The organism is Acidobacteriota bacterium, from assembly GCA_034211275.1.
Classification (GTDB): domain Bacteria; phylum Acidobacteriota; class Thermoanaerobaculia; order Multivoradales; family JAHZIX01; genus JAGQSE01.
This window is the reverse complement of sequence record JAXHTF010000058.1, coordinates 1-25,270: the sequence shown is the minus strand read 5'-3', so window position 1 is coordinate 25,270 and position 25,270 is coordinate 1. Positions and strand designations below refer to the sequence as shown.

Below are 25,270 nucleotides of genomic sequence, written 5' to 3'. Positions count from 1 at the left end.
ACGGCGCTTTTTCTCAGCCTGTCGTCGAGCTGTTACGGCGGAGCCACCAGGGCGCGCCTGAGGAATCTTCCTCGGCGGCACTCATCGCAGATCTGCGAAAGGATTTCGCACTATTACGCCATCGTAGCTCTGTCCAGAGTTGAGATCTTCCGTCCATAAAATACGACAGCCCAAGGCCTGCGCGCTGCGCAGGATCATGGCGTCCCAAAAAGACGTCTGATAGCGCTGCTGGAGGTCGACAGCAGCCAAAACATCGCTTGTTTCCGGCCGGTGAACGTGCCAGGTCGAGAAGCTACTCAATAGCTCACGAGCAGTGGTTGCCGACACCGGCCGCGGAACCTTGCGCGTGACGGTGACAAAAAACTCTTGGAGAACCTGGATGCTCAGAGCTCCCGTCCGCTCAGACCAGAGCCTATCCACGAGATCGAAAGCGCGACCCTTCTTTTCCGCCGCAGACTCGTCATACTGGTAGACGAGAACGTTGGTATCGACCAGCTCCAGATTGTCTCCAGCACTCATGGAGAGCCTTCAACGCTCATGGAGGCTGTCTCGGCTCCAGGAAGCGACACCCTCTGTACCGAAATCGAGCCCTTCGGCAATCTGGGACGAATACCGGCTTCTGGCGATTTGGTACGAGTCATCCTCCTCGAGGAGCTTCTCGAGCGTTGCTGCCAGCAGGCCGGAAACAGACATATCTCGTTCGACCGCCAGGTGTTTGACCCGCTTGAGCATCTCTTTCGGGAGAGCAAGAGTGATGTTCTGAGTGCTTTTCACAGAAAAAGTGTAGCACGTATTTACGTGCAACCCCCGGAATCTCCAGTCCTCAATTCCACCACCGCTTCTTCCCATTGCTCGGGAAGAGCTTGAGGAACACGATGCGAGCGGCGACATCGCCTTCGCCGGGGCCCTCCAGGGCGGTGCCCACCTCGAAGTTCATCACCGTATTCCACGGCAGGGTGACGGTGCCGCCGAGGCCGATGCCGGCGAGGAGCTCGTCCTCTAGACCGGTGGCCTCGTTGCTCGCCCACACCGCGTCGCCGTCGACCTCTACCCGCAGCAGCTCGAAGGCGTTGATGCCATATTCGAAGTGCACGCCGCTGGCTTCCTCCGCGCGCACCAGACCGCTCTGGTAGCCGCCCACCGACGAGTCGCCGAAGAGGCCGAAGTCATAGCTGGAGAAGCGGTCCAGATCGGAGCCGTTGAGGTGCTCCAGGGAGAGGCTGAAGTTGCGGAACTTGGAGAACCACCAGGTCTTGCCCAGCTCCACCCTCCAACGCACATAGTCCTCCTGCTCGGGATCGAACTCAGCGTTGCCCGGCAGCCCCCAGAACTCCCAGTCGGAGCGCTGGTTGAAGCTGCCGTTGAAGTACAGCCGATAGCCGGAGCGGGCGTAGGTGAGCTCCGCCTGGGCGGTGTGGGTCAAGGTGTCCTGGGGCAGCACGAAGCCGTCGGCGGTGTCGTCGGCGCGGGAGTAGGAGCGCTGGCCCAGACTGTAGGTGAGATCGAGGGTGAGGAAATTGGTCAGCGGCCGGCCGAGGAAGAAGGAGACGGCGGCGTTGGTGCTCTCCACCTCTTCTTCAGGAACCTCCCGGCCGTCGCGGTAGAGCTCGTCCCCGGTCTGAATGAAGAAACCATTGACGTTGAGCCCGCCGTTCCAGCGGCTGCCGAAGAGGCTGGGATCGGAATAGTTCGCGGCCAGGAAGGCGCCGGCAAAGAAGACATTGACCTGATTGCCGGAGTCTCGGAAGTCCAGATCCAGATAGTTGACCCCGGCCAAGGGCAGCGGGAAGTCCAACGACTCGTCCCACAGCACGCCGCCGAGAACGAAGAGGCGGCCGGTTTCCTGCTCCTCTTCCACCACCCGGTCGCCGTCCTCGTCCTTGCGCAGATAGCGCAGCCCGGCGTCCGTGTCCCGCACCATGGTGGAGTCGGAGGCCCGGGCGGACTCCAGATTCTGCTCAAAGCTCTCGCCGTTGAGCGCCAGATTCGTGAGCACCGTCTCCCGCTCCACCGGCACCGTGGCGCTGAGCAGGCTCAGGGTCTGCTGACCCACCGTCCGCAACGGCAGCACGAAGCTCTCCCGCGACCAGGGTGCCGGCTCGCCGGCGGCGTCGACCGGACTGAAGTAGACCGTCTCCTCGTTGGAGAGCACGTCCCCTTCGAGCCCCACCTGCACCGCCCGGGTGCGCACCCGCGAGTAGATCTCCCGATCCACCCACACCGTGCCCTGGAACAGGCTGCGGCCGGGCTCGACGGTAAGGGGCCGGAAATCCACCACCCAACAATCCCGACCGTCAACGGTGGCGGTGCCCCGCAGGCGGTAGGAGTAGTCTTTGCTCAGCTTGATGTCTACCGGCATGGAGGCCGCCTTCTCCGGTTGGATCAGCGGCAGCTCCGGCAGCTGCTTCGACTTCCAGCGCACGCCGTCGATGTAGAACTCGTCCCACACCCAGTCGAAGCCCTCGTCCCGGCGGAAGAAGAACTCGCCGGCGTAGGAGGCCTCGAGGCTGCCCTGGCTGACTTGAAAGCGCAGGTGCAGGGTGTTGGTGGCCTGGTAGTGGTCCAAACGCCGCGCCTGGGCGTCCTCGAAGGCCTGCAGCCGGCGCAGGATCTCCTCCACCGGCATCTGGCGCTCGTCCTCTACCTCCAGCCGCTCCGCCACTCCTTCCAGCTCCTCGGCAGTGGCCCGCTCGAGGCGCAGCACCGCCACTGGAGCGGGATCGTCGATGGTCAGGAGCAGGCCGTCGGCGGTGCGCCGCTGACCGAAGAGCGCCTCCTCCTCGCCGGTGGCGAGATCCACTCGGCTCGGCCGCCGCAGCTGATCGTCGCCAAAGAGTAGATCCACCGACTCGCTGCCGGCGGGTTTCTCCACGATCACCCGCAGCGCCAGATCCTCGCCGCGGACGAAGGCCCAGCCCCCGGCTGCGCCGCTGGGGGAGCCGTACTCGGAGTAAGAGAGATCTCCCTGAAATTCCCGCGCCAGCACCTTGAGCGGCCCCAGGTCGCTGCTGGACGAGTCGGCCTCTACCGCCGGCAGCTCAAAGAGCGCCACCGAAGCACCGGCCACCTTCGCCTCGGCGGCCCGCGCCAGAGCGGCCTCCGCCGGCGCCGGCCAGCTCAGGGCGTCGACGGCCACGGGTTTGCCCGGATCGAGCTGGGCCAGGGTCAGCGCCGCCGCCGCCACGCCCTCGCCGGGCTCGATGGCCACGACGTCGAGATAGGCCGCCACTTCCTGGCCGTAGAGCTCGTTCAGGAAGGCCTCGTCGGTGTTCAGAGGCCCGGCAACGAAAGACGCTTCGGGAGCGGCACCGGTCACCGCCACTGCGGCCCGCTTGATCAGGAAGGCGAGATCCCGCGCCGTCACCTCCTCGGCGGCGATGCCCTCGGGCCGCCACACCGCCTGCACGTAGAGCGGCTGCGCCTCTCCTTGCACTTCTCCCTTCACTAGGGCCGCCAGCTGCTGCAACTCGGCCTCCAGCCGATCCAGGTGCTCGCCGACGGGCTGGGGAGTGCGGAAGATCGCCTGCACCCAGGGCTGCGCGCCGGCCTGGCGCAGGGGCCCGAAGGCTGCCCGAGCGCTGTCCACGGAACCTTCTTCCCCATCGAGAGACACCGGCCAGGCGACAAAGAAGCGGGCCTCCTCGTCGAGACGGGGCTCGGCCTCCAGGGAGCTCAGGACCTGGGTGGGGTCATCCACGACCACACCAGCGCAGGGAGAGCAGGGGAAGGAGGCGGCGAAGGCCGGAGAGGACCCAAGGGCCAGAGAGACCGCAAGGGCAAGAAGGCCGAGGCCGAAGAGCTGGGGGAGTTTTCTCAGCGTCGAGTTCTTTTGCATGACGTGGAGTCCTGTGTTGGCGGCGGAAGGGGAAATGGAGCAGGTCTTGTCGGTAGATTTGTGGATGGTTTCGGGGGACCGATTTGAAAGTCTCAGCCAAAGGCAAGCCTAGCAAGAACCTCACCCTGAGTTGAAATTTGCTCGGTTTGAGGGCTACCGCTCCCGACTTGCGAGCACCTTAAATTTCGTCACTCCCGCGAACGCGGTGACGGAGAGGGCGAGGGCAATAGGTAGGGATAGTGGTCTCGGCACCTCCGCCCGGGGATCCAATCCCCGGGCTACTCAGTTTCCGCCAGCTACGCCGGCTCCTGAGGGAGGATGTGGTGAAGCAGGTTCTGGGAGCCGGATTCATCCGGCGGTGCCCTGGGTAGCCCCGGGATTGATCCCGGGGCGGGACTATTCCTCCAGGCTCTCCCAATAAGCAGCAAACCCGGCCGAGCGCCGCAGCACCCGACCGGGTTTCAGATCGTTCTGGTAGCCGATGGTTCGGCTAGCAGATCGTCACGGAGTACCCAATGATCACGGAGTAAACGTCACCGTGCAGGTCTTGTCCGCGTCCATCAACACCGAGGTGCTGAAGCCACTGCCACTGCAGTCACCGCCCCAGCCACCGAAGGAGCCGCCGGAAGGCCGGGCGTTGATGCCCACGGTGGAGCCGGCCTCGAAGTCACCACTGCAATCGCCGGTGCAGAAGAGGTCCGGGGGATTGGTCACCACCTGCCCGTCACCGCCTCCGATGAAGAGGATGGTGAGGGTGAAGGTGGAGGGAGCGGCCTCGAACTCCGCCGTGCAGCTGACGCTGGAGCTCACCCGCAGCGTGCCGTCCTCGCAGTCCGCATCGCCGCCGAAGCCGATGAAGACCGAGCCCGGATCCGCCACCGCGGTGAGGAAGACCTGAGTGGGTACCGGATAGTCGGCGGAGCAGGTTCCCGGACAGCTGATGCCCGAGGGATCGCTAAACACCTGACCGCTGCCGCTGCCGGTGAGGGAAACAGTCACGGTGGCGTCCACCGACTCGAGGTTGAAGCGCGCGAAGCAGCTCTTGTCGACGTCCGGCGTCACCACGCCGTCGGCACAATCCGCGTCGCCGCTGAAGCCGCCGAAGACCGAACCGGCGTCCGGCGTCGCGGTGAGGGTCACCGAACCGGTGCCGCCGGGGAAGGTAGCGCTGCAGGTGGCACCGCAGTCGATACCCGCCGGGCTGCTGGTGACGGTCCCGGTGCCGAGACCGGTCTTGGACACCGTCAGCTGAGCCGGCTGCTGCTCGAAGGTCGCCACGCAGGTGACGTCGGCGGTGAGCCGGATGATGCCGTCGGCGCAATCCGCGTCCCCGCTGAAACCGACGAAGGACGAACCCGGCGCCGGAGTGGCGGTGAGATCGACCCGCGTCGGGTTGGGGAAGCCGGCGGTGCAGGTGGTGCCGCAGTCGATGCCCGCCGGGCTGCTGCTCACCGTGCCCTCGCCGTCGCCGGCCAGGCTCACCGTCAGGATGACGGGAACGGAGGAGGCGTCGAAGCGGGCGGTGCAGCTCTTGGCGGCATCCATGGTGACCACGCCATCAGCGCAATCCGCATCGCCGCCGAAGCCGCTGAAGACCGAGGTCCCGGCGGGAGTAGCGGTGAGGGTCACCACCGTGCCATCGAAGAAGTCGGCGGTGCAGGTGGCGCCACAGTCGATGCCCGCCGGGCTGCTGGTGACGGTCCCGGAGCCGAGGCCGAAGGTCGAAACGGTGAGCGGGAAGGGCAGCTCGATGTCGATGAACACCGTCGCCGTATCGCACTCCTGGGGCGTGCCGTCGTCGCACACCTCGTAGACGAAGCTGTCCTCCGTCGTCTCGCTACCGTCCTGGGTATAGCTGAAGGTGCCGTCGGCATTGAGGGTGAGCGCACCGTGGTCGGGACCACTCACCGGGGTCGTGTTCACCGTCAAGTTGGTGCTGTCGACGTCGCTGTCGTTGGCCAGCACCGAGGACTCGCCGGAATCGAGAACGCTCACCGTCTCGTCCTGGCGCACGGTGGCGCTGTCGTCCTCCGCCACCGGCGGATCGTTCACCGGCACCACCGTGATGGACACCGTGGCGGTGTCGCACTCCTGGGGAACGCCGTCGTCGCACACCTCGTAAACGAAGCTGTCCTCCGTCGTCTCGCTACCGTCGTGGGTGTAGCTGAAGGTGCCGTCGGCACCCAAGGTCAGCGCGCCATGGTCCGGGCCGCTCACCGGCACCGTGGTCACCGTCAGCGGATCGCCGTTGGGATCGCTATCGTTGGCCAGCACCGACGATTCGCCGGAGTCCAGCACGTCCACGGTCCCGCCCTCGTCCACCGTGGCGCTGTCATCGCCAGCCACGGGAGGGCGGTTGAAGAAAAAGCTGTCCAGAGAGACCTGGGCTTGGTTCTCCACCAGCACGTCGCGGGCCAGGAAGGCGCCGACGGCATCGGTGGAGTGGCCGAGTCGCAAGGTGCCGTTGGGAACATAGAAGTTCACATCCACATCGTTGCTGTGGCCCACCTCGGCGGCCAGAGGCGTCGAGTCGAGGGCACCGTCGGCACCATTGATACCGGCGACGTAGAGCACTAGCTCCTGGGCGGCGACGCCGGAGCCCGCCTCGGGCCCCACCACCGCGTCCTTGCCGCTGGCGAAGCGGCCTTCGACGCGCACCTCACCGGCGGCGGCGAAGAGCATATGGGCGTCCTTGTCGAGACTGACGGACGCAACGTTGTAGGTGCCACCGGAAAGCACGAGCACTCCATCCTTACCTACAGACACCGCACCGTAATCGCCCGCGGGCAACACGGTAAAGCCATTGGCGGGAACGGACACCGGAGTCGATCCGGCGGCCTGGGCGAAGAATTGCGGCAACATGCTGAAGACGGGAAGGCTGAGAGGGGTCACCAGGGATCCACCCACCGTTCCCTGGTTCCTGAGGTCGTTGTACGAAACATCACCGCCCACCGTGGAGCGATTCTTCAGCCACACGCTGTCGGCGGTGACGTCGCCGACGACGGCGGAGCGCGGGTCCATGCCGAGCTCATAGTTGTCCATCAGGGTCGGTCCGGCGCTAGCGTCGTTGACCACCACCTCGCCGCTGAGCACCGCCCCCCGATTCTTGATGCGGACGCTGTTGGTGGCGAAGATCACCACCTGATCGAAGCCCGCTTCGATGGCCTCACCGCGCACCGGCCACACCAGCACCCGCTCATCCGCAGTCCCGGCGCCGCCACGACTCCGCTCAGCGGGACTGATCAGCGCTTCCAGCAGAGCGATGGGATCGGTGCCCAGCATGCCCGCCAGCGCCTCTCCCTCTCGCAGGAAAAGACGATCCACCTCGTTGCGGGTGGGCAGCCGCCAATCGCTGAAACCAAGATTGTCCACCGCACCGGAGTTGAGCTCCTGCAGGACCCTCAACGCCTGCACCCGCGACAAGACCACGCTATGGCTGAGTCCGGAGGTGACGACGTAGGAGCCGTCCTCCATCCAGACCAATCCCGAGCTCGAGTCTGTCACCACCCCATATCCAGACGACTGCAGCTCCGCCACAGCCGGATTTACGCACAGCAATATAAACAAGAGCACTAAAAGACATTCATACGCTCTTCTACCTAGGCACATTACGGCCTCCTTGTCTTTTTTTAGGCACTTAGCCCAGCATGAATTACCTTTAAAGGAATTCTAGCATCGGCTTCCGTCTCGCGTCGACTCGTGGTCTGGAATGCGCGGAATTGTCGCCCACAGGCGTCAGGAGACCGTCACGGCTAAGCCACGAAAAGTCGCAAAGACCGATCACCCAATCTCTCGCCGAAGCATGCTTGGAGCGGCTCTCCACAGGCCAGCGGCTGCGGAAGCCGACGATGGTAAGGTGCGGCGGTTCCCGAGACCTACCCGATCCCATCCACGAGCCCGATCACCGTGCTGCACCGCATTCCCCGCCCCGAGCCCCTGATCGAAGGAGTCCTGCGCCAGCGCTACAAACGCTTCTTGGCAGACGTGGAGCTGGCCGGCGGCGAAGTGGTGACGGCCCACTGCGTCAACACCGGCGCCATGGAAGGGCTCACCGCCCCCGGCAACCGGGTCTGGCTGAGCCGCGCGAACAATCCCAAGCGCAAGCTGGCCTTCACCTGGGAGCTGGTGGAAGCGGACGGCATCCTCTACGGCGCCAACACCGGCTTTCCCAATCGCCTCATGCGGCAGCTACTGGAAGAGAATCGGCTGCCCTGGCTCTCCCACTTCACCGAGGTGCGGCCGGAGAGGCCCTACGGCGAGAATTCACGGGTAGACTTTTGGCTGCAAGGACGCCGCGGGGAGCTCTATCTGGAGGTCAAGAACTGCCACCTCCTCTACCCCGACCGCCGCGCCTACTTCCCCGACAGCGTCTCCGCCCGCGCCACCAGCCACCTGCGTGAGCTCGCCGCAGTGCTCGCCCCCAAGGTGCGCGCGGAAGTGCTCTTCATGTGCCAGATGCCCGGAGTCAAGGAAGTTCGCCCCAGCGACGTCCACGATCCCACCTTCGCCACCACCGCCCGGGAGGTCAAGGCCCAAGGCGTCCGCTTCTCCGCCCTGCAGGTCGAGCACACCCCGGACGAGATCCTCATCCGCCGCCGCATTCCGGTGAGCCTGCGGGAGTACGGCACGCAGCGGGTGGAGCGCTGGCGCTCCGGCAAGTAGCCGCTCTCGCTGGCATTTGCCAACGCCCTGCGGCACTGGTAGATTTAAGACTCTCTTAAGGGTCCCATCACAGCATATTCTGGAACGGCTACGCGCCCCCCATGGGTGCGTCTCCAATCCTGGACCGTTCCCGGTGGGACTCGCGTATCTCGCTCGCCACCCGGCAGCGCTTAACTTCACGGAGATTTCCGTCATGAATCCGTCCTTCTCGTCCTGGCGCGCCCCGGCCTTTGCCCTGGTAGCGCTCCTCCTCCCCCTCCTCGGCCTCGCTCAGCCGGCGATGGCCCAGACGCCCCTGGGGGCCACTCTGGTCACCGGTGGCGTGGAATTCGCCGTCTTCTCCGAACATGCCACCCGCATCGAGCTGTGGATCTTCTCCACTCCCACGGCCTCCTCCCCTAGCTCCACCCACGTGATGACCAAGACCGACACCACCAACCACATCTGGACCGTCACGGTCTCCGGCGCCGGTGCCGGCACTCTTTACGGCTACCGTGCCTGGGGCCCCAACTGGGGCTACATGAGCGGTTGGACCCCGGGCACCGCCAAGGCCTCGGACACCGGCTTCGTCACCCACGCGGACAGCTCCGGCAACCGCTTCAACCCGAACAAGTTGCTCATGGATCCCTACGCCAAGGCGGTCACCGGCGAGGTCGTGCGAGTGCAGGACCCCTCCACCATGGAGTACCACTACTCCTCCACCGTTCTCGGCGGCACCGACACCTACGCCTTCGTCGACTCCGCCGGCGACATGCCCAAGTCCATCGTCATCGACGACGACTACGACTGGTCCGGCGACGTACGACCGGACGTCGACATCAAAGATTCCGTCGTCTACGAGGTCCATCTGCGGGGCTTCAGCAAGGGGGACGACGCCCTGAGTAGCTCCATCCAGGGCACCTACGACGGATTCGCCGCCAAGGCGTCCTATCTGGCGGACCTGGGGGTGACGGCGGTGGAGCTGCTGCCGATCCACGAGTACAACCAATTCGACGACCCCATCACCAGCCAGGGCGCCACCGCCGACCGGGTGAATTATTGGGGCTACATGACCAACCAATTCTTCGCCCCCAACCGCGAGTATCTGTGCACCGATGTCACCAGCTGTTCCTACACCGACGGTCGTCAGGTGGACGAGTTCAAGGACATGGTGCGAGCGCTCCACGACGAGGGCATCGAGGTCTGGCTGGACGTGGTCTACAACCACACCGGCGAGGGCGGCGGCTGTTCCGGCTCGCCAGTGAAGTACTACAGCTTCCGCGGCCTGGACAACCAGAACTACTACACCCTGGCGGACGACAAGACCTGCTATTGGGAATCCACCGGCACCGGCAACAACCTCAACGCCAGCCGCACGGCGGTGCAGAACCTGATCCTCGACAGCCTGACCTATTGGATCGAGGAAATGGGAGTCGACGGCTTCCGCTTCGACCTCGCCTACACCGTCGGCCGCGAGGGCAGCGACGGCCGGGTGTTCAGCTCCAGCGCCCAGATCCTCCAGGACATCGCCCAGCTGGGCGTCGACGAGGACGTCAAGATGGTGGCGGAAGCGTGGGATACCTCCGGTTACGGCGTCGGCCAATTCCCTTCCGACTGGTCGGAGTGGAACGGCTTCTGGCGCGACAACCTGCGCCGCTTCGTCAAAGGCGACAGCGACGAGGTTGGCGATCTGGGATCCTCCATCACCGGCACCTGGAGCGGCTTCGGGCTGCCCGAGGAGTCCATCAACTTCGTCACCGCCCACGACGGCTTCACCCTCAACGATCTGGTGAGCTACAACTCCAAGCAGAATGGCATGGGCCCTTGCAACCCCACCGGTGCCGACCCCGGCTCCGGCTCCAGCTCCAACGACAGCTGGGACCACGGCGGCGACGAGGTGCTGCAGCGGCGCCAGATCCGCAACTTCGCGAGCCATCTGCTGCTGCACCACGGCGTGCCCATGATCCTCGCCGGCGACGAGTTCCGGAACTCCCAATCCGGCAACAACAACGGCTACATGGCGGACAACGACTGCGGCTGGCTCGATTGGGACGACCTGGACACCCACTACAAAACCTACGAGGTCTTCCGCCGGCTCATCGACCTGCGCAAAGACCACCCGGGGCTGCGCCGCGCTGCCGCCATCGGTGGCTCGGACCACGACAGCGACGGCTACAAGGACCTGACCTGGCACGGCACCAGCCCCGACACTCCGGACTGGTCGTCCACCTCCCGCACGCTGGCCTATTTGATCGACGGCTCCAGCAGCGAGACCGGTGGCTCCAGCGACGCGCCGGATCTCTATGTCGCCTTCAACAGCTATTGGAGCGACCTGACCTTCACTCTGCCCACCGCCCCCAACAGCAAATGCTGGTTCCTGGTGGCGGATACGGCGGATTGGGCGGAGGGCACCGGCAACGTCTACTACGACCCCGACGTCACCAGCTGGAGCAACCAACCCCTGTGGAAGGTGACCACCTCCACCTGGGGTCTGCAGGCTCGCTCCACCCTGGTGCTGGCAGCCCGCTCCTGCTCCGACGCCCAACCCACCCGCGTCGACTTCACCGTCTACGGCTACTCCACCTCCATGGGAGAGGATCTCTACGTGGTGGGCAACGTCGCCGAGCTGGGCAATTGGGACACGGACAAGGCGGTCAAGCTCAACTACGTCAATTCCAACCAATGGACCGGCCCGGTCTTCTTCACCGATTCCCAGGGCTCGTCCATCCAATACAAATTCATCCGCATCAACTCCAGCGGCGCCGTGCTGTGGGAGGGCGGCAGCAACCGTAGCTACTCCGTGCCGTCCAGCGGCAACACCTCGACCTCGGGGACCTGGCAGTAGCCTCGACCCCAAAGCCGGCCGGAAGCCGGCGCTCCCAGGGCTCCCGAGAGATCGCAAGCATTTCCGGGAGCTCTGGGCTTTTGGGCGGGATGTTCTATGCTTGAGAAGCAACCCACCTTCTCGGCGAGCTTCTCGACATGCACCTCTGCTCACTCTTCCATCCAGAACCTCCCAGAGGCTGCTGAGCCATGCCGGCGAGCATCGAGGAGCGGGCGCGCTTCGACCACATCCGCTACGCCAACTGCTGGGAGGACACGGATCTGCTGGTGGCGGCCCTCGAGCCCGCCGCCGGGCGACGGATCCTGTCTATCGCCTCGGCGGGGGACAACAGCTTCGCGCTGCTGGCGGCAGGGGCGGAGGTGGTGGCGGCGGACCTGAGTCTGGCGCAGCTGGCATTGGTGGAGCTCAAGGCGGCAGCTGTGCGCAATCTGAGCCGGGAGGACCTTCTCGCCTTTCTCGGCTTCCGAAGCCACGGCGAGCGCCTCGCCACCTACGGCGAAGTGCGGGGGGATTTGTCGCCGGCGGCGCGGGAGTTTTGGGATGGCCACCCTGGAGTGGTGGCGGCCGGCGTGTCCCACCACGGCAAGTTCGAGAGCTATCTGAGCTTCTTCCGCCGCCGGATCCTGCCCCTGGTGCATCGCCGGCGAACGGTGGAGGCGCTCCTCGAGCCGCGGCAGAAGGCGGCGCGGGAGCATTTCTATCAGCAGCGCTGGGACACCCGGCGCTGGCGCCTGCTCTTCCGCCTCTTTTTCTCGCGGCCGGTGATGGGCCGCTTCGGCCGGGATCCGGAGTTCTTCCGCTATGTCGAAGGCTCGGTGTCGGAGCGCATCTTGGAGCGCACCCGCTACGCCCTCACCGAGCTGCCGGTGCATGACAATCCCTATGTCGAATACATCCTGCGCGGCGGCTTTCGGGACACACTGCCGCCTTGGTTGGAGGAGGAGCGTTGCGCAGCGCTGCGGCCGGCGCTGAGCCGGTTGACCCTGCACCACGGCCCGGTGCAGGAAGCGGCACAAGCTCACGGGGGCGATGCCGCAGCAGGCGGCCCCTTCGACGGCTTCAACCTCTCAGACATTTTCGAGTACCTCGACGCCGACACCGGCACCCAGGTCTATCGCCGGCTGGCGAAGCACGCCGCCACAGGGGCCCGCTTCGCCTATTGGAACCTGCTGGTGCCGCGGCGGCGGCCGGAAGAGCTGGCTGCCCAGGTGCATGGCCTGGAGGAGCAGGCTGAGCACCTCTTCGCCCGCGACCGGGCCTTCTTCTACAGCGCCTTCGTCCTCGAGGAGCTCCGCCCGGCATGATGACCGGAGACCTCTTCGGCGGCGCCGTGCTCAGCGCCATCTTCCTCGGCCTGGTGGCGGTGGCGGAGGTGTGGAAACGTTTCGGCGACGCCGATCCGGAGCACAGCCGCAAGCTGGTGCACCTGGGCGGCGGCATCGCCTGCCTGCTCTTCCCCTTTCTGGTGCGTTCCCCATGGGTGGTGCTGGTGATGGCCGGCGCCATGACCGCCCTCTTCGCCTTCGGCGGCCGTTGGGGCTTCCTCCAAAGCCTGCACGGCATCGACCGCCCCAGCCGCGGTGCCGAGTTCTACCCGCTGGCGGTCTTCCTGGTCTTCCTCATGGCCCGCGACCAGCCGGCGTTCTATCTCTCGGCGATCCTGGTGCTGGCCATCGGCGATGCCTTTGCAGCGCTGGTGGGCGGTCATTACGGACGCATCCGCTACGAGGTGGAGGACGAGCAGAAGAGCCTCGAAGGCTCGCTGGTCTTTCTGGTCATCGCCTTCCTCGCCATCCATCTACCGCTGCTGCTGATGACCGAGCTGGACCGCGCCATCTGCGTTCTGGCGGCACTGCTGGTAGCGGTGCTGGTCACCTTCTTCGAAGCCATCTCCCTGGAGGGGGCGGACAATCTCTACGTGCCCCTGGCGGTGGTGGTGATCCTGGGCAAGATCACCACCAAGCCGCTCTCCGAAGTGATCTATCAGAACCTCAGCCTGGCGGTGATCTGCGGCGCCGTCGCGCTCATCGTCTGGCGCATGCGCTCGTTCAACGTCGGCGGCACCCTCACGTTCATCCTCTTCGCCTACGGCACCTGGTCCCTGGGCTCGTGGCAATGGGCGCTGCCGGTCTTCGCCGGCTTCCTGGCCTTCGTCGCCGGCTGGTTCGTGAGCCGCCCCGACCGCCAGCGGGAGCTGCGGGTGCGCACCATCGCCCGGGCGCTGCTGCTGCCCTTCCTGGTACTGGCGCTGGCCAACGGCACCCGCGTCTACCCGCCCCTCTTCGGCCCCTACGTCGCCGCCCTCGGCACCGTGCTGGCCCTCGCCCTGCCCACCGGGCTGCTGGGCTATCACCAGCTGCGCGGCCTGCGCTGGCTCGGTGCCCTGGGAGCCGTGGGCGTCTGCGGCTGGCTGGGAACGGCGCTGGTGCCCTGGCTGCTGCAACAGCCCACGGGCACCACTTCCTTGGCAGGCGCCAGTGCCTTGACCGGTGCGGGGGCCGTGGTGCTGGCCCTGACTCTGCTCAACGGTGCTCTCGATCGCCGCCATGCGGAGGCGGCCCTGTCCCGGGAATGGACCGCCCGCCGCTTCCTCATCACCCTCGCCGCGCCGGTTCTGGTATGGCTGCTTCAGGATCTGGGCTGGGTCGCTCTGTGGAATCCCTGAGCGGGCTCAGTTGGTTTCGGACACATCAGCCTCGGATAGCTCAGCTTCGGCTAGCCCCGCTTCGGCTAGTGGGCGCACGGTGCCCTGGGCGCCGTCCATCTCCACCTGGTCACCGGTCTCCAGCCGCTCCAGCAGACCCGGAATGCCAACGATGGTGGGCAGGCCCATCTCCCGGGCGACGATGGCGGAGTGGGAGAGGATGCTGCCGCGCTCGATGAGCAGGCCGGAGACCGCGGGAAAGAGGGGCACCCAGCCGGGGTCGGTGCGGCCGGCCACCAGGATCTCGCCGTCCAACCGCGCGTCGGCGGCGGGATCACGAATCACTTTCACCGGCCCGCGCACCACCCCGGGGCAACAGGGAGTGCCGCGGAGCCCATCGCCCTCGTCCCCTTCGGTCCTCGCCGACGGCGGCGAGCGGTAGAGGTTGCGGTCATAGGGCAGTCCCCAGGTCTCGAAGCGGTCGGCGGGGAAGCGCTCCGTCTCCTCCCGGTAGTCGTCGAAGTCCCGCCGTCGTAGCGCCGCCAACCCCTGGAGGTCGGTGCTCACGGCGGTGCCCTGGAGATAGTCCCAGACCTCGTCCAAGGCGAGGTAGAAGATGTCGTCCCGCTCCTCGAGCAGGCCGCGGCGGGCGAAGTCTTCCCCCAAGGCCAGCAGCAGCTGACGGAAGAGGCCGTAGATGCGGGTGCGGGCGAAGCGCAGATTCTCTCGATTCTTGACCCCCAGCCGCGCGTTGGCCAGCACCCGGCGGAAGATCCAGCGCCGGTAGAGGCGCGCCCGGAATCCGGAGAGGCTCTTCATCGCCCGCTCTTCGGCAGCCCGGCGCACTCCCGTCTCACGCTCCTCCGCAGCCTCCAGGTCGAGCACCGACGGATCCCGCACCGCGACGTAATTCTTCAGCACCTGGTAGAGGAACTCGGGACGCTCCGCCACCGACGGTTCCTCCAGCTTGAGCTCGTCGGCGCCGCGGAAGCCGTACTTCTCCAGATAGGACTCGATCTCCGCGGCGAGCTCGGCGAAGCGGGGCTCCCGCGGCACCCGTCGGGCCAGCTCCTCCGGGCTCAGGTCCAGAAACGTCCGCACCGCCTCCGGATCCCGCCGGATCTCCCGCGCCATGCGCATCAGCTCGCGGGTGGGGGCGGTGCTCTCGATGCCGCCCTCGCCGCACAGCAAGTCGTTCTGCAGCGAGCCGTCTTGGTCAGCGCACCAGCTCTCGCATAGGCGTTTGAGCACGCCGTAGAAGACCATGACGTAGAAGTCGTTGACGATGGGCGCCTTCCACTGCCACAGCATGCGCTCCTCCATCTCGCGGTAGAGGGCGTGGAGCTGGTGGGGCGCCAGGGAGTCGAGATCGACGGCGTTCCACTGGCCGTAGCAGCTTCGGAAATGCTCCTCGAAGGCGGCGACGATGGAGCGAATGCGCGTAAATCGCCAGCCGATGCGCAGCACCAGCCGCAGGACGTCGAAGACCTCGCCGAGGGTGCTCCCCAAGCCCCGTCGCTCCTCCTCGTCCTGCAGCTCCTCGCGCACCCCCATCATGGACTCCATGAAGCGCTTGTTGAGCCCGTAGCCCGGGAAGAGCCGCACCACCCGATACCAATTGAGCAGGTTGTAGTAGACCTGACCGCGGAAGAGGCCGAGCATATTCTCGAACACCGGCCGGTTGGCGCGCACCGCCTCCGACGCGATGCCCATGACCTCGGCGAAGCAGTGGTAGACGATGGTGTAGGCGCGGCGGATGAAGCTGAAGGTCATGGGGGAGGTGACCCCGGAGTAGCTCTCGATGATGTTCGAGTTGTCCCACACCTTGCGGTTGCCGGCGGCGGGCCCCACTTCCTCCACCGTGGTCACCGCCCGCGACTGCAGCAAGAACAGCCGGCCGTCCCGGTCGAAGCACAGCTCGATGTCCTGAGGCTCGCGAAAGAAGCGCTCCACCGCCAGCCCGAGGCGGCCGGCGGCGCGCACCTGCTCCTCGTCGAGGCACGGACGGCCGGCGAGCTCCGGCGCCACCGGCTCCCGACGCAGCCCCTCACCGGCCCGCTGGTCGAAAACCAGCTGCTCGTCCTTGGTGACGATCTGCGGCTGGATCGCCAGCTCGTCCTGGCTGAGCAGCCCGGCCTTGGTGAGCACCCAGCTATCGGCTTCGAGACCGGCGCTGACCAGCCCTTCGCCGGCACCGTAGAGGGCGCTGAGGACCATCTCCCGCACCTCGCCAGTGGTGGGGTGAGCGGTGAAGAGCACGCCGCTCACCGCCGCGTCGATCATCTCCTGGACCACCACCGCCACCTCGATGCCTTCGACGCCGAGCCCGCGGGAGCGGCGATAGGCGAGGGCACGATCGTTGAAGGCCGACGCCCAAACCTGCAGAATCGCCTCCGCCACCGACTCTGCCGAGCGGCGGAAGAGGAAGCTGTCGTGGAGCCCGGCAAAGGAGTGCTCGACACCGTCCTCCCCCACCGCCGACGAGCGCACCGCCAACGCTGCGTCCGGCGCCAACCGCTGTCGGCGCCAGCTCTCGAGGCCGCGCACCAGGTCCGGCGGCAGCTGCAAGGCGCGGATCCAGCCACGGATCTCCGCTCCCGCCGCCGCCAGCTCGGTCTCCTCCTCGCCGGTCGAGTCGTCACTGATCGAGTCGTCACCGGTCGGGCCGTCAGTCACCGACGCCAGCCGGCGCTGGATGCGCTGATCCACCCCTGCCTGCGCCAGCACCGAGCGGAAGGCGTCGGTGGTGATCACCATCCAGGGCGGCACGTTCCAGGTCGCGCTACCTTCGGTTGGGCCGCCTTCGGTTGGGCCGCCTCCCACCGCCGCCAGCCGGGCCAGGGCCCAGGCCTTGCCCCCCACCCGCCGCCGATGCTCTGCGGTCACCTCGGAGGCTTCCAACCACCAGCCAGTCGTGCTCATCCGCTTCCTCCCAGGCTCCAACCGTGAAGCTCCAACCCGAAGCTCTGGGCGATGGCCACCGCCAGAATCAGGTCGAAAGCGATGATGTACATGCCGGCGAAGGTCTCCATGCGGCGGGCGGTCTTGGGGGCCGGTGCCAGCCGGTATTGGACGAAGCCCACCAGGCAAACTCCGTAGAGACCGATCAGCGCGAGGTAGAACCACAGCGGCAGCTGCAGATGCCAGCCCACCGCCGCCACCATCAGCGTATCCACCACCCGAATCCCCAGAACCACCCAGGCGGCGCCGAAGGTGCCGAAAATGCGGGTGTAGGAGTCGACGCCCTCGATCTCCTCCTCCGGTGCCCGAATCTTGCGCGAGACCTCCCAATTGCTAGTGACGAAGAAGCCGACGAAGGCGTAGACCCAGAACCACGGCGGAGCCTGCCAGGGCCAGCGCCCCACCGCGAAGGAGAAGACCATCAGCGCCAGCAGCGGCATCACCATCATGTGGGTGAGGGCGTAGAGCAGGAATCGCCGGCGCAGCCATTCACCGACGAAGAATTCCTTGAGCATGAGCAGCGAAAAGGCGAAGGCCACGGCCCAGGCGGCCAGGGCCCCCACGCCAGCGAGCCCCGCCAGGACCATCTGACCCAAGATCGCCGCCGCCGCCAACCAGCGCAGGTGCACCAGCCGGACGAGCCCCCGGGAGAGCACCCGCTGGGGATAGTGGACGCGATCCTCGGCGTAGTCCTTATGCTCGTCGAAGACCCGCAGATGGAAGAAGAAGAGCAGCAGGGTCAGCCCGCCGAGGAGCGAGCTGGTGTCGTAGTGCATGGGCTCGCCGGGGCTCACCAGGGCGCGGGCGAGGAATTGGTTGGAGGAGTAGTAGCTGAAAATCAGCACGCCGTGGCCGACGAGCGGGAAGCGCTCCTGAAGATAGGCCCAAAGCCGGCGCGGGAAGGGACTGTCGAGGCTCAGGTCTTGGGCCTTTGCGGTCATATCTAGCGCCCTCCGAGCCTGCGACGCAGGCGTTGGTAGTCGATCTTGCTGGCATGGCGCGGATCCACCGGCAGCGGCTTGGGGCTCACCCTCACCTCGTCCACCGCAAAGCCCGCAGCCCGCAGCCGCTCCTGTACATCCAAGCTCAGCACGTCCGAGCGCAGGTCGTCTGCCGGCACCGCCGCACCGCCGGCGCTCTCCACTACCACCACCGCCCGCCGCTCGTCCTCGGTGCCAAGCCCCACCAACGCCGCCCGGCGGATGCGGGAATCCTCCCCCCGCGCCACCGCCTCTACCAGCTGAGGGTGGAGGAGCTCGTCGCCCCGGCGCACGGTGGAATGCACCCGGCCGACCAGCCAGAAGCGGCCCGCGGGATCGAAGCAGCCGGTATCGCCCATGCGGTGCCAGACCCGGCCGTCGCCGTCGGTGATCTTGTTGGCCGCCTCCGCCTCGGGGCTGCGGAAATACCGGCGGCAGACATGATCCCCGGTAACCACCAGCTCCCCCACCTCCCCCTGGGCCACCTCGAGGGCCTGCCAGCCGCCATCACCCAGAGTCAGAGCGCCAGCTTCGATGCGCACCAGCCGTGCCTCCACCGCCGGCACCGGCCGTCCGGCACAGAATCCCCGGAAATGCTCCGACTCGGCGCTCAGCCGCAGCCGCTCGTCGGCGTCGATGTGGGCCACCGGCTCGGCCTCGGTGGAACCGTAGGCGACCACGATCTCGGTCTCCGGCAGCGCCCGGCGCCAGCGCCGCAGCTGGGAGTCGGACACCGGAGCACCGCCGGTGAGGATGCGCCGCAGCTTCGGCCGCTCCCCTTTTTCGGAGTCCAGACCGCTTCCAGACTCCAAAGCCTCCGCCAGGGCGTCGAAGAATGGCGGCGAGGCGGTGGCGGTGGTGACGCCGTGGTCGAGCATCCGCTGAAGCAGGCGGCGGCCATCGACCCGATCCACCCTCCGGAAGTCCATCTCCGGCACCACCGAGGGCACCCCACAGGCCAGATTGTTGAGGGCGAAGACCGGGAACATGGGCATGTCCACATCCCCCTCCCGGTAGGGAAAGGTCTCCGCCAGGGCCCGATGCTGGGCGAGGAGGAAGCCATGGGGCCGATCCGCCCCCTTGGGCTCGCCACTGGAACCGGTGGTCAGGGTGATCAGCGCCCGATGCTCCTCCTGCCGCGGATGCACCCGGGGATCCCGCGGCTCCTCCGCCAGCTCCTCGAGGGTGCGGCGAGCGAGGAAGGGGCCGAGCCGCCGGCCGGTGGTCACCGTCACCGGCAGGCCGCGTAGCGCTGGCACCAACAGCCGCAACCAATGCGCCCGGGAGCTGCCAAGAAAGGCCTGGGGCTCCGCCAACCGGGCCAATCGCCGCAGCGCCCGGACGCCCACCCACGGATCGAGAAAGACCGCCACCGCCCCGATCTGCAGCACACCCAAGAGCGCGGCGTAGAGCTCGCCGGACATGGGGATCATCACCACCGCCCGCTGCTCGCTCTCCAGGCCTTCCCGCCGTAGCCCCCCCGCCACTCTCTCGACCCGTTCCAGCAGCCGGCGGAAGCTCCAGACGTCGTCGCCAAGAATCAACGCCGGCCGCTCCGGCACCTCCTCGGCCATGCGCTGGAGCCGATGGACGATATTGGCGGATGGGCTCAAGGACTCAGTTTCCGCACGTAGAGGTGGTATCGACGCAGCAGCTCCCCACCGCCGGTGAAGTTCTCCGACGGGTTGCCGTCGCGGATCAGACAGAGGTTGGCGGCAGAGAATCCGCCAGCCTGGGCCGCCCGATAAAGACCGTGGAGCAGGGCTCCCCCGACCCGGCTGCGGCGATGTTCTGATAGCACGCCGAGGGTCTTGAAGTTGACCTCCCGCGCCTCCCGGCGGCGCCACAGAAAAGCCAGCTTTCCCAGCACTCCCGGCCAGCGGCGCACCGCCCGCACCGCCGCGAAGAGATTCGGATAAGCGAAGAGGAACCCCACCGGCTCCGCTTCCGGCGACTCGGCAAAGAGTACGAGGTGTGGGTCCACCAATGGCCGCGCGGCGGCGTAGAGGGAACGGAACTCCTGTCGCGAGATGGGGGTGTAGAGGAAGTTGTCCTGGAAGATCCGGCGGGAGAGCTCGTAGAGCCGGTCGAGCTCGACGTCAAAGTCGTCGAGGCGGAGGCGGCGGAGCCGGTAACCGGCGGCGGTGGCGGCCTCGGCGCTCTTGGCCGTGGCCTCTGCGCCGGCGGCGAGATCCTCCACACGATAGGAAGAGTAGCTCGCCAGGACTTCGAAGCCGTTCGCGCACCAGAGGGAAGGATAGCTCGGAGGGTTGTAGGGCTCGAGAAGAAAGGGCGGATGACTCCAGGGTCCGGCATTGCAGCGGTGGGCGTGCCAGGTGTCCCGGTCCATGGGCCCTACTGCCCGGCGGCAGCCCTGCTCGGCGAGCCAGGCGCATCCCTCGTCCAGCAGCCGCGCCACCGCCTCCGGCTCGTCCAGGGCTTCGAAGGCGCCGAGAAGGCCCAAAGGATGCCCGCCTTCGTCCATCAAATCCGACATCCGAGCCACGACCCGAGCCACAACCGTCTGCCCCACTCGAGCCTGGAGCAGACGCTGACGCCCGGCAACCTTGGGAGCGGCAAGCTCCCGCTCCAGCGCACCGGCCGGCGGCGGGATCCAGCGAGAGTCGCCCCGGTAGACGCGCTCCGGCAGCGACCAGAATCCCTTGCCCTGCTCCCCGGAGGCGGATCCCTCCCCATAGTCCGGTTCCACCGGCTCGACGGAAATCTCCCGCCGTCGATCAGATTGGGCGTTCACAACCGACCAGGATACTAGAAATCAGCTGCTAGGTAGGACCAGACCGCCCGGCGGGTCCTCAGGGCACCGTCACCACTACCAGCTCCGGTGCGTAGATGGACTCCTTGCTCCATAGGTCCAGCTGCCCTTGGTTCGCGCCGGTGGCGAGGCCGAAGGAGTAGGTGCCGTTGCCGGTCACCAGCGGCGTGACGTCCAGCTCGTGCCAGGTGTTCTCGGCAAAGGGCGGAGGAAGCTGGACGGATTGGAGCACCGTCAGCGGAGCGTTGTTCCAGGTCAGCGTGGCCTCAGACCAGGCGGCATCCGACAGCTTGTAGACCCCAATGGATTCCGGGATCGCCGTCTCCTGAGTGCGCAGCCGTAGCCGCGCCGACACCACAGGACCTTGCAGCCCCGTGACCTCGAACTTCAAGTAGCCGTGGCGACCGTGACCACCGTCGACGGTCCGCAAGCGCAGGAAATTGTAGGCGCCGAAGGCGCTGTCCGGATGATCCTGGTGGGAGAACGTGTCGTCCGTCGGTGCGAAGACCGTGGTCACCTCGCTGCCGTTGGCCACCGCCACTGTCACCGGGGCCGAGAAGCGATCGTTGCCGCAAATATCCTCCGCCCGGCAGCGCAGCTCCAACGAGCCGTCGGCGAAGGCGGTGGTGTCGAGGCTGTAGCCGTAGGGCGCCGTGGTGTCGTCCTCCTGCCAGGCTCCGTCGGCATAGAGCCCCACCGCCGAGATCTCCGAAGCATCGCTGGCCGAGCAGGACACCGCTACCGCGCCCTGCACCGTCGCGCCTTCAGCCGGAGCGGTGAGGCTCACCGTCGGCGCCGTGGTGTCGGCAGCACAGGTGCCGGCAGTGCGCACCTCGAAGGGAATCTCGTAGTAGGTCGGGATGGGATCCACCACCCGCCCGTTGGTCGCCAGCACCTGCAGGGTGTGGGGTCCGTCCGCCAGGGCGCTCACATCCACCGTCGCCTCGAAGCGGCTGTTGGCGTCGCAGCCCGGCGCCGGACGCTCGTTGCAGGTGTAGGGATCGTAGAGCCCGGTGCGCAGCTCCTCGACCGTGGCCACCTGGCCGTCGACCCAGAATGACACGTTGGAGACCCCATATTCATCATCCCGCGCCACCCCCGTCACCACCATGCTCCCCGAAGCTCCGTCAGGGTAGCGACTGCGCACGAAGACGATGGGCCCATCTCCCGGCAGCTCCGACCACGAATCCCCTTCGCCGGCTCCTCCCTCGGGTGGATCCCCGGTCAGGCTGTAAACATAACAATCGATGGTGGAGATGGTGAAGCTGAAGATATCCCCGCTGTGAATGAAGGTGCCGTAGTCGTAGTGATATTCGACGGTGCCGGTGAGCACCACGGTCGTCTGCCGGAAGTAACAATACCCGGTGGGAGGATTCGCATACCCACCTCCACACAGCTGCGGCGACATGGCACAGCGATCCTCCAGCGGAGGGATCAGACAAAAGAAGCAACACGGGCAGTCTCCACCCGCTTGAAGCTCGCCCTCATCCAGATTGCTGCAATTCTGCTCGCAGTTGGCTTTTTCGATTTCTTCGCAGCGCTCGGGGGCGATGACGTAATTGGTGCCCGGATTGATAGCTTCGAACATGATCGACCGTGGCGCCGTCGGGCCTGACAGAGTGCACGCATCGTGACAGAGACCGAAAGCATGCCCCAGCTCATGAGCTGCGATATCAATATGATTGACCTCATTACAGTCCCATCCGATGTCAGGACTGAAAAGTACATCGTTTCTTTCCGGATCCCAACGAGCTTTCCCGCCGGCAGACGGTGTGTAGCGCAATTGAATCCCAGAAGAGTCGCTACTTGGCCGGCTACCTCGCTTGACCTTCACTACGGGGACTCGAGGGTTGACTCCGAGGTTCCCGGGCGGAGGACAACCTTCTGGAGCTTGCCAGAAGTCATTGGCTTTCTCGAGCAAGCAGCTTAGTTGGTCGTAGATTGCGTCGGCCTGGCCGCCTTCAGGAACATAGACGGTCGTTTCGAACCGATTCCGTTGGTATTTTGGGCCTGTGTGCTCGTGGCCACAGGAACCTGGCAAAGGCAAATCTCGGCAAGTAGCACCACCAGAACCTTCCTCGATCAGTCGGTTGATCCCGCAGCCCTCACCGGCTGCAGGAAGCGATGCCAGAACGAGCAGAATCCCAAAACCGCAGCAGCTGAATAGAACGGAAACAAGAGTCCAAGAACTCGGGGCTGCCGGGCCAACTGAAGAAAGAGTCTCTTTCTGAATGGCGACCCAACCGGGCCGCCTCAAGAGCCTCCCCCCTTCGTCGCCGCCTTGCTCTCGACTTGGCGCAAAATCTCGATCCGGCTTTCCGAAGATTGATCCAGCCAAGGATACTGCTGAAGCCCGATGTCCTCACCGACAACAGGAAAGTAGTTAGCTACTTGAAAAAAAGCAGTCGGCCTATCTGGTCGGTAGCCCAAGAGTAGGTACAACCGTTCTGCCTTCGGCTGAGAGAAGCCGTCTCGGTAACGACAGTAGCGCTTTTCGTCGATGTATAGATCAAAGGTAGTCAGATACGAGTACAGCAGCTCTCCCTTTTCAACTGTTCGCCCGGAGCCCTTCAGCACCTCCACCACCTCGAAATCAAAAAGAGTTCCGAAGCTGCCGACGAACAGACCTGACTGGCTCTTAAGGATTCGTGCGATGAAAGCGACCTCTGCCTTGGAAACCAGATCTTCCACCGTGGTGAGCCCGTCCCGCCTTGCATACTCTCTTTCGATATGAAGGGGCCAGTACTGATAGCAACCTTCCGGGGTCAACTTTCCCTGCTCAAGGTGAATATCCTTATAGACAGGCGCACTTTCAGCAGCCCGCAAGACCTCTTCGATCACGAACTCCGGGAACTCCGAGAGCAGCTGCTGCTCTTCGTCGCGCCCAACGGATTCCATGATCAGCCGAATCTGCTCCTCGTTGACGAACCATGAGATCTCTGTCACCGGCTCCTGCGCAGAAGCCAATACCCTTTGTTCAGGGGCTTCCGGGGATGCCTTCGGTGCACCTATCAGCGCCAGTCCGAGGGCTGCGAGAAAAAGAACGGCGATGTAGTTGTGAGATCTCAAATCATCCACTCCTTGGGCGGCCAATCTGGCACGATTCAAGAATTCCTTCTGCACCGTGGCGGAAGGAGAGCTACCAAAGACTGATTTTAGCAGGCGCTTTCAGCCGGAAATTCCCTTCGTGCCCTCCGAGCTCTTCACTCACCCATCTCCATCACTTCCCCCAACTGCCGCTCGGTGAGAGAGTGATCTTCCCAAGCCAAGAGCTGCAGGGCCGCCAGCCAAGAAAAGGACCATAAGGGGGACAAAGCTACGGTCGAGGCTCACTGGCGCAATCCAACAGCTCATCCAAACGAGTCTCCGAGCCATTTTCCACGAAGTCCAACGGCTGGAGGCGCACCTCTCGATCGACTACCTGGAAATAGTTGGCTGGAGCCAAGATCCGGGCTTTCGGATTCACCATAAGCCCCAGGACCAGGAGGTCGTCACCCTCCTGAGGGAAGTAGAATCCCGGGCGGACCATGCAAACCCGCTCTTGACCTAGTGTTAGATCGTACTGATCGAGATACATGGTGACAGGCTCTCGATCTTCCTGGGTGCCATCAATGGAGCCGCAGGGCCTCCTGGGCTTGAGCTCGATACGGGTCACAAAATTGCCGCCGTAGAATCCGGGCTCGACCGAGATCACCCGCCCGAGAACGACATCCTCTTCTTGGGCCGCCTCCACCATCTCCTCAAGCCGGCTCATCCGGTCTCTGCTCGCATATCTCATCTCGGAGTGAGCGGGCCAATAACGGAAGCACCCTTCACCGGTCAACTGGCCTTCCTCGAGGTTGACTCGTTTGAAAGCTAACGTGCTCCGAATCGTCCGGGCGAGCTCGTTCACCGTCGCCACCGGTAGATCGAACGCTTCAGGCGAGTAGCTCTTAGTCTCCAGGGCCGCCGATACGGACTCGACGCCTTCCTGCGAGACAAACGGTGGTGGATCAAAGTCTCTGGGCACGATCTCAGCGGAGGCAGGAGAAACAAACGTCGCTAGAGCGATGCACAGCAGCGGTAGAGTTTTCTTGGTCATCTAGTTGAACCCTTCTGAATCTTTCAGGTATGCCCGACATCAATACAGCACTTCAAGGCACCGTCACCACCACCAGCTCCGGCGCGTAGACGGACTCCATGCTCCACAGGTCCAGCTGCCCTTGGTTGGCGCCGGTGGCGAGGCCGAAGGAGTAGGTGCCGTTGCCGGTCACCAACGGCGTGACGTCCAGCTCGTGCCAGGTGTTCTCGGCAAAGGGCGGAGGAAGCTGGACGGATTGGAGCACTGTCAGCGGTGCGTTGTTCCAGGTCAGCGTGGCCTCCGACCAGGCGGCATCCGACAATTTGTACACCCCGATGGATTCCGGGATCGCCGTCTCCTGAGTGCGCAGCCGTAGCCGCGCCGACACCACCGGACCTTGCAGCCCCGCTACCTCGAACTTCAAGTAGCCGTGGCGACCGTGACCACCGTCGACGGTCCGCAAGCGCAGGAAATTGTAGGCGCCGAAGGCGCTGTCCGGATGATCCTGGTGGGAGAACGTGTCGTCCGTCG

The 25,270-nt window shown here is 65.4% G+C and carries 16 protein-coding genes; 4 read left to right on the top strand and 12 right to left on the bottom strand.

Features of this window, described 5'->3' with window-relative positions; genetic code table 11:
- Window positions 1-81: 81 nt before the first annotated feature.
- The 4 genes from SX243_11540 to SX243_11525 all read right to left on the bottom strand — a co-directional run bounded on the left by SX243_11540 (window position 82) and on the right by SX243_11525 (window position 7,339).
- Complete coding sequence (locus SX243_11540) at window positions 82-519, bottom strand: PIN domain-containing protein (GenBank protein MDY7093592.1); 438 nt, start codon at window positions 517-519, stop codon at window positions 82-84.
- Between the two features lie 9 nt (window positions 520-528).
- Window positions 529-804 carry a CopG family transcriptional regulator gene (locus tag SX243_11535; protein ID MDY7093591.1) on the bottom strand — a complete coding sequence of 92 codons (276 nt, stop codon included), beginning with the start codon at window positions 802-804 and terminating at the stop codon, window positions 529-531.
- 19 nt (window positions 805-823) lie between these two features.
- Window positions 824-3,835 (bottom strand): hypothetical protein, encoded by a 3,012-nt coding sequence (locus tag SX243_11530; GenBank protein MDY7093590.1) that lies wholly within the window; start codon window positions 3,833-3,835, stop codon window positions 824-826.
- Window positions 3,836-4,354: 519 nt separating this feature from the next.
- Window positions 4,355-7,339 carry an Ig-like domain-containing protein gene (locus SX243_11525; protein MDY7093589.1) on the bottom strand — a complete coding sequence of 995 codons (2,985 nt, stop codon included), beginning with the start codon at window positions 7,337-7,339 and terminating at the stop codon, window positions 4,355-4,357.
- 402 nt (window positions 7,340-7,741) lie between these two features.
- Here SX243_11525 and sfsA point away from each other — a divergent pair, with 402 nt between their 5' ends.
- The 4 genes from sfsA (at window position 7,742) to SX243_11505 (ending at window position 13,986) form a co-directional block, all read left to right on the top strand.
- On the top strand, window positions 7,742-8,497 hold the full coding sequence (sfsA, locus tag SX243_11520; GenBank protein MDY7093588.1) for a DNA/RNA nuclease SfsA: 756 nt from the start codon (window positions 7,742-7,744) through the stop codon (window positions 8,495-8,497).
- Window positions 8,498-8,690: 193 nt separating this feature from the next.
- Entirely contained in the window at window positions 8,691-11,321 is a 2,631-nt protein-coding gene (locus SX243_11515) for a carbohydrate-binding module family 20 domain-containing protein (GenBank protein ID MDY7093587.1), read from the top strand.
- A gap of 188 nt (window positions 11,322-11,509) precedes the next feature.
- Window positions 11,510-12,625 (top strand): DUF3419 family protein, encoded by a 1,116-nt coding sequence (locus SX243_11510; GenBank protein ID MDY7093586.1) that lies wholly within the window; start codon window positions 11,510-11,512, stop codon window positions 12,623-12,625.
- Window positions 12,622-13,986, top strand: coding sequence for a hypothetical protein (locus SX243_11505; GenBank protein ID MDY7093585.1), 1,365 nt, complete (start codon window positions 12,622-12,624; stop codon window positions 13,984-13,986). Before SX243_11510 ends, SX243_11505 begins: the two co-directional genes overlap by 4 nt.
- Before the next feature lie 6 nt (window positions 13,987-13,992).
- On the opposite strand, the gene SX243_11500 is transcribed toward SX243_11505, so the two are convergent.
- The 8 genes from SX243_11500 to SX243_11465 all read right to left on the bottom strand — a co-directional run.
- Window positions 13,993-16,887 carry a PEP/pyruvate-binding domain-containing protein gene (locus SX243_11500; protein ID MDY7093584.1) on the bottom strand — a complete coding sequence of 965 codons (2,895 nt, stop codon included), beginning with the start codon at window positions 16,885-16,887 and terminating at the stop codon, window positions 13,993-13,995.
- Window positions 16,884-17,867, bottom strand: a complete 984-nt coding sequence (locus SX243_11495) for a hypothetical protein (protein ID MDY7093583.1) — start codon at window positions 17,865-17,867, stop codon at window positions 16,884-16,886. The genes SX243_11500 and SX243_11495 overlap by 4 nt, the downstream gene beginning before the upstream one ends.
- Window positions 17,868-17,869: 2 nt before the next feature.
- The gene (locus SX243_11490; protein MDY7093582.1) at window positions 17,870-19,519 is read right to left on the bottom strand and encodes an AMP-binding protein; all 1,650 of its coding nucleotides are present in this window, start codon (window positions 19,517-19,519) and stop codon (window positions 17,870-17,872) included.
- Window positions 19,516-20,661, bottom strand: a complete 1,146-nt coding sequence (locus SX243_11485) for a hypothetical protein (GenBank protein ID MDY7093581.1) — start codon at window positions 20,659-20,661, stop codon at window positions 19,516-19,518. The genes SX243_11490 and SX243_11485 overlap by 4 nt, the downstream gene beginning before the upstream one ends.
- A 58-nt stretch (window positions 20,662-20,719) precedes the next feature.
- A complete protein-coding gene (locus SX243_11480) occupies window positions 20,720-22,267 on the bottom strand; it encodes an Ig-like domain-containing protein (protein MDY7093580.1) in 1,548 nt (515 codons plus the stop codon).
- A 665-nt stretch (window positions 22,268-22,932) separates the two neighbouring features.
- Window positions 22,933-23,787, bottom strand: a complete 855-nt coding sequence (locus SX243_11475; protein ID MDY7093579.1) for a hypothetical protein — start codon at window positions 23,785-23,787, stop codon at window positions 22,933-22,935.
- A gap of 208 nt (window positions 23,788-23,995) precedes the next feature.
- Window positions 23,996-24,760, bottom strand: a complete 765-nt coding sequence (locus SX243_11470) for a hypothetical protein (protein MDY7093578.1) — start codon at window positions 24,758-24,760, stop codon at window positions 23,996-23,998.
- Between the two features lie 52 nt (window positions 24,761-24,812).
- A partial coding sequence (locus SX243_11465; GenBank protein ID MDY7093577.1) for a DNRLRE domain-containing protein occupies window positions 24,813-25,270 on the bottom strand: 458 nt, incomplete at its 5' end.

Excerpts from the sequence above, each read along its gene's own strand:
- SX243_11530 (MDY7093590.1), bottom strand. The coding sequence starts at position 3,835 with ATGCAAAAGAACTCGACGCTGAGAAAACTCCCCCAGCTCTTCGGCCTC.
- SX243_11540 (MDY7093592.1), bottom strand. The coding sequence starts at position 519 with ATGAGTGCTGGAGACAATCTGGAGCTGGTCGATACCAACGTTCTCGTC.
- SX243_11470 (MDY7093578.1), bottom strand. The coding sequence starts at position 24,760 with ATGACCAAGAAAACTCTACCGCTGCTGTGCATCGCTCTAGCGACGTTT.
- SX243_11510 (MDY7093586.1), top strand. The coding sequence starts at position 11,510 with ATGCCGGCGAGCATCGAGGAGCGGGCGCGCTTCGACCACATCCGCTAC.
- SX243_11480 (MDY7093580.1), bottom strand. The coding sequence starts at position 22,267 with ATGTTCGAAGCTATCAATCCGGGCACCAATTACGTCATCGCCCCCGAG.
- SX243_11505 (MDY7093585.1), top strand. The coding sequence starts at position 12,622 with ATGATGACCGGAGACCTCTTCGGCGGCGCCGTGCTCAGCGCCATCTTC.
- SX243_11495 (MDY7093583.1), bottom strand. The coding sequence starts at position 17,867 with ATGACCGCAAAGGCCCAAGACCTGAGCCTCGACAGTCCCTTCCCGCGC.
- SX243_11515 (MDY7093587.1), top strand. The coding sequence starts at position 8,691 with ATGAATCCGTCCTTCTCGTCCTGGCGCGCCCCGGCCTTTGCCCTGGTA.
- SX243_11500 (MDY7093584.1), bottom strand. The coding sequence starts at position 16,887 with ATGAGCACGACTGGCTGGTGGTTGGAAGCCTCCGAGGTGACCGCAGAG.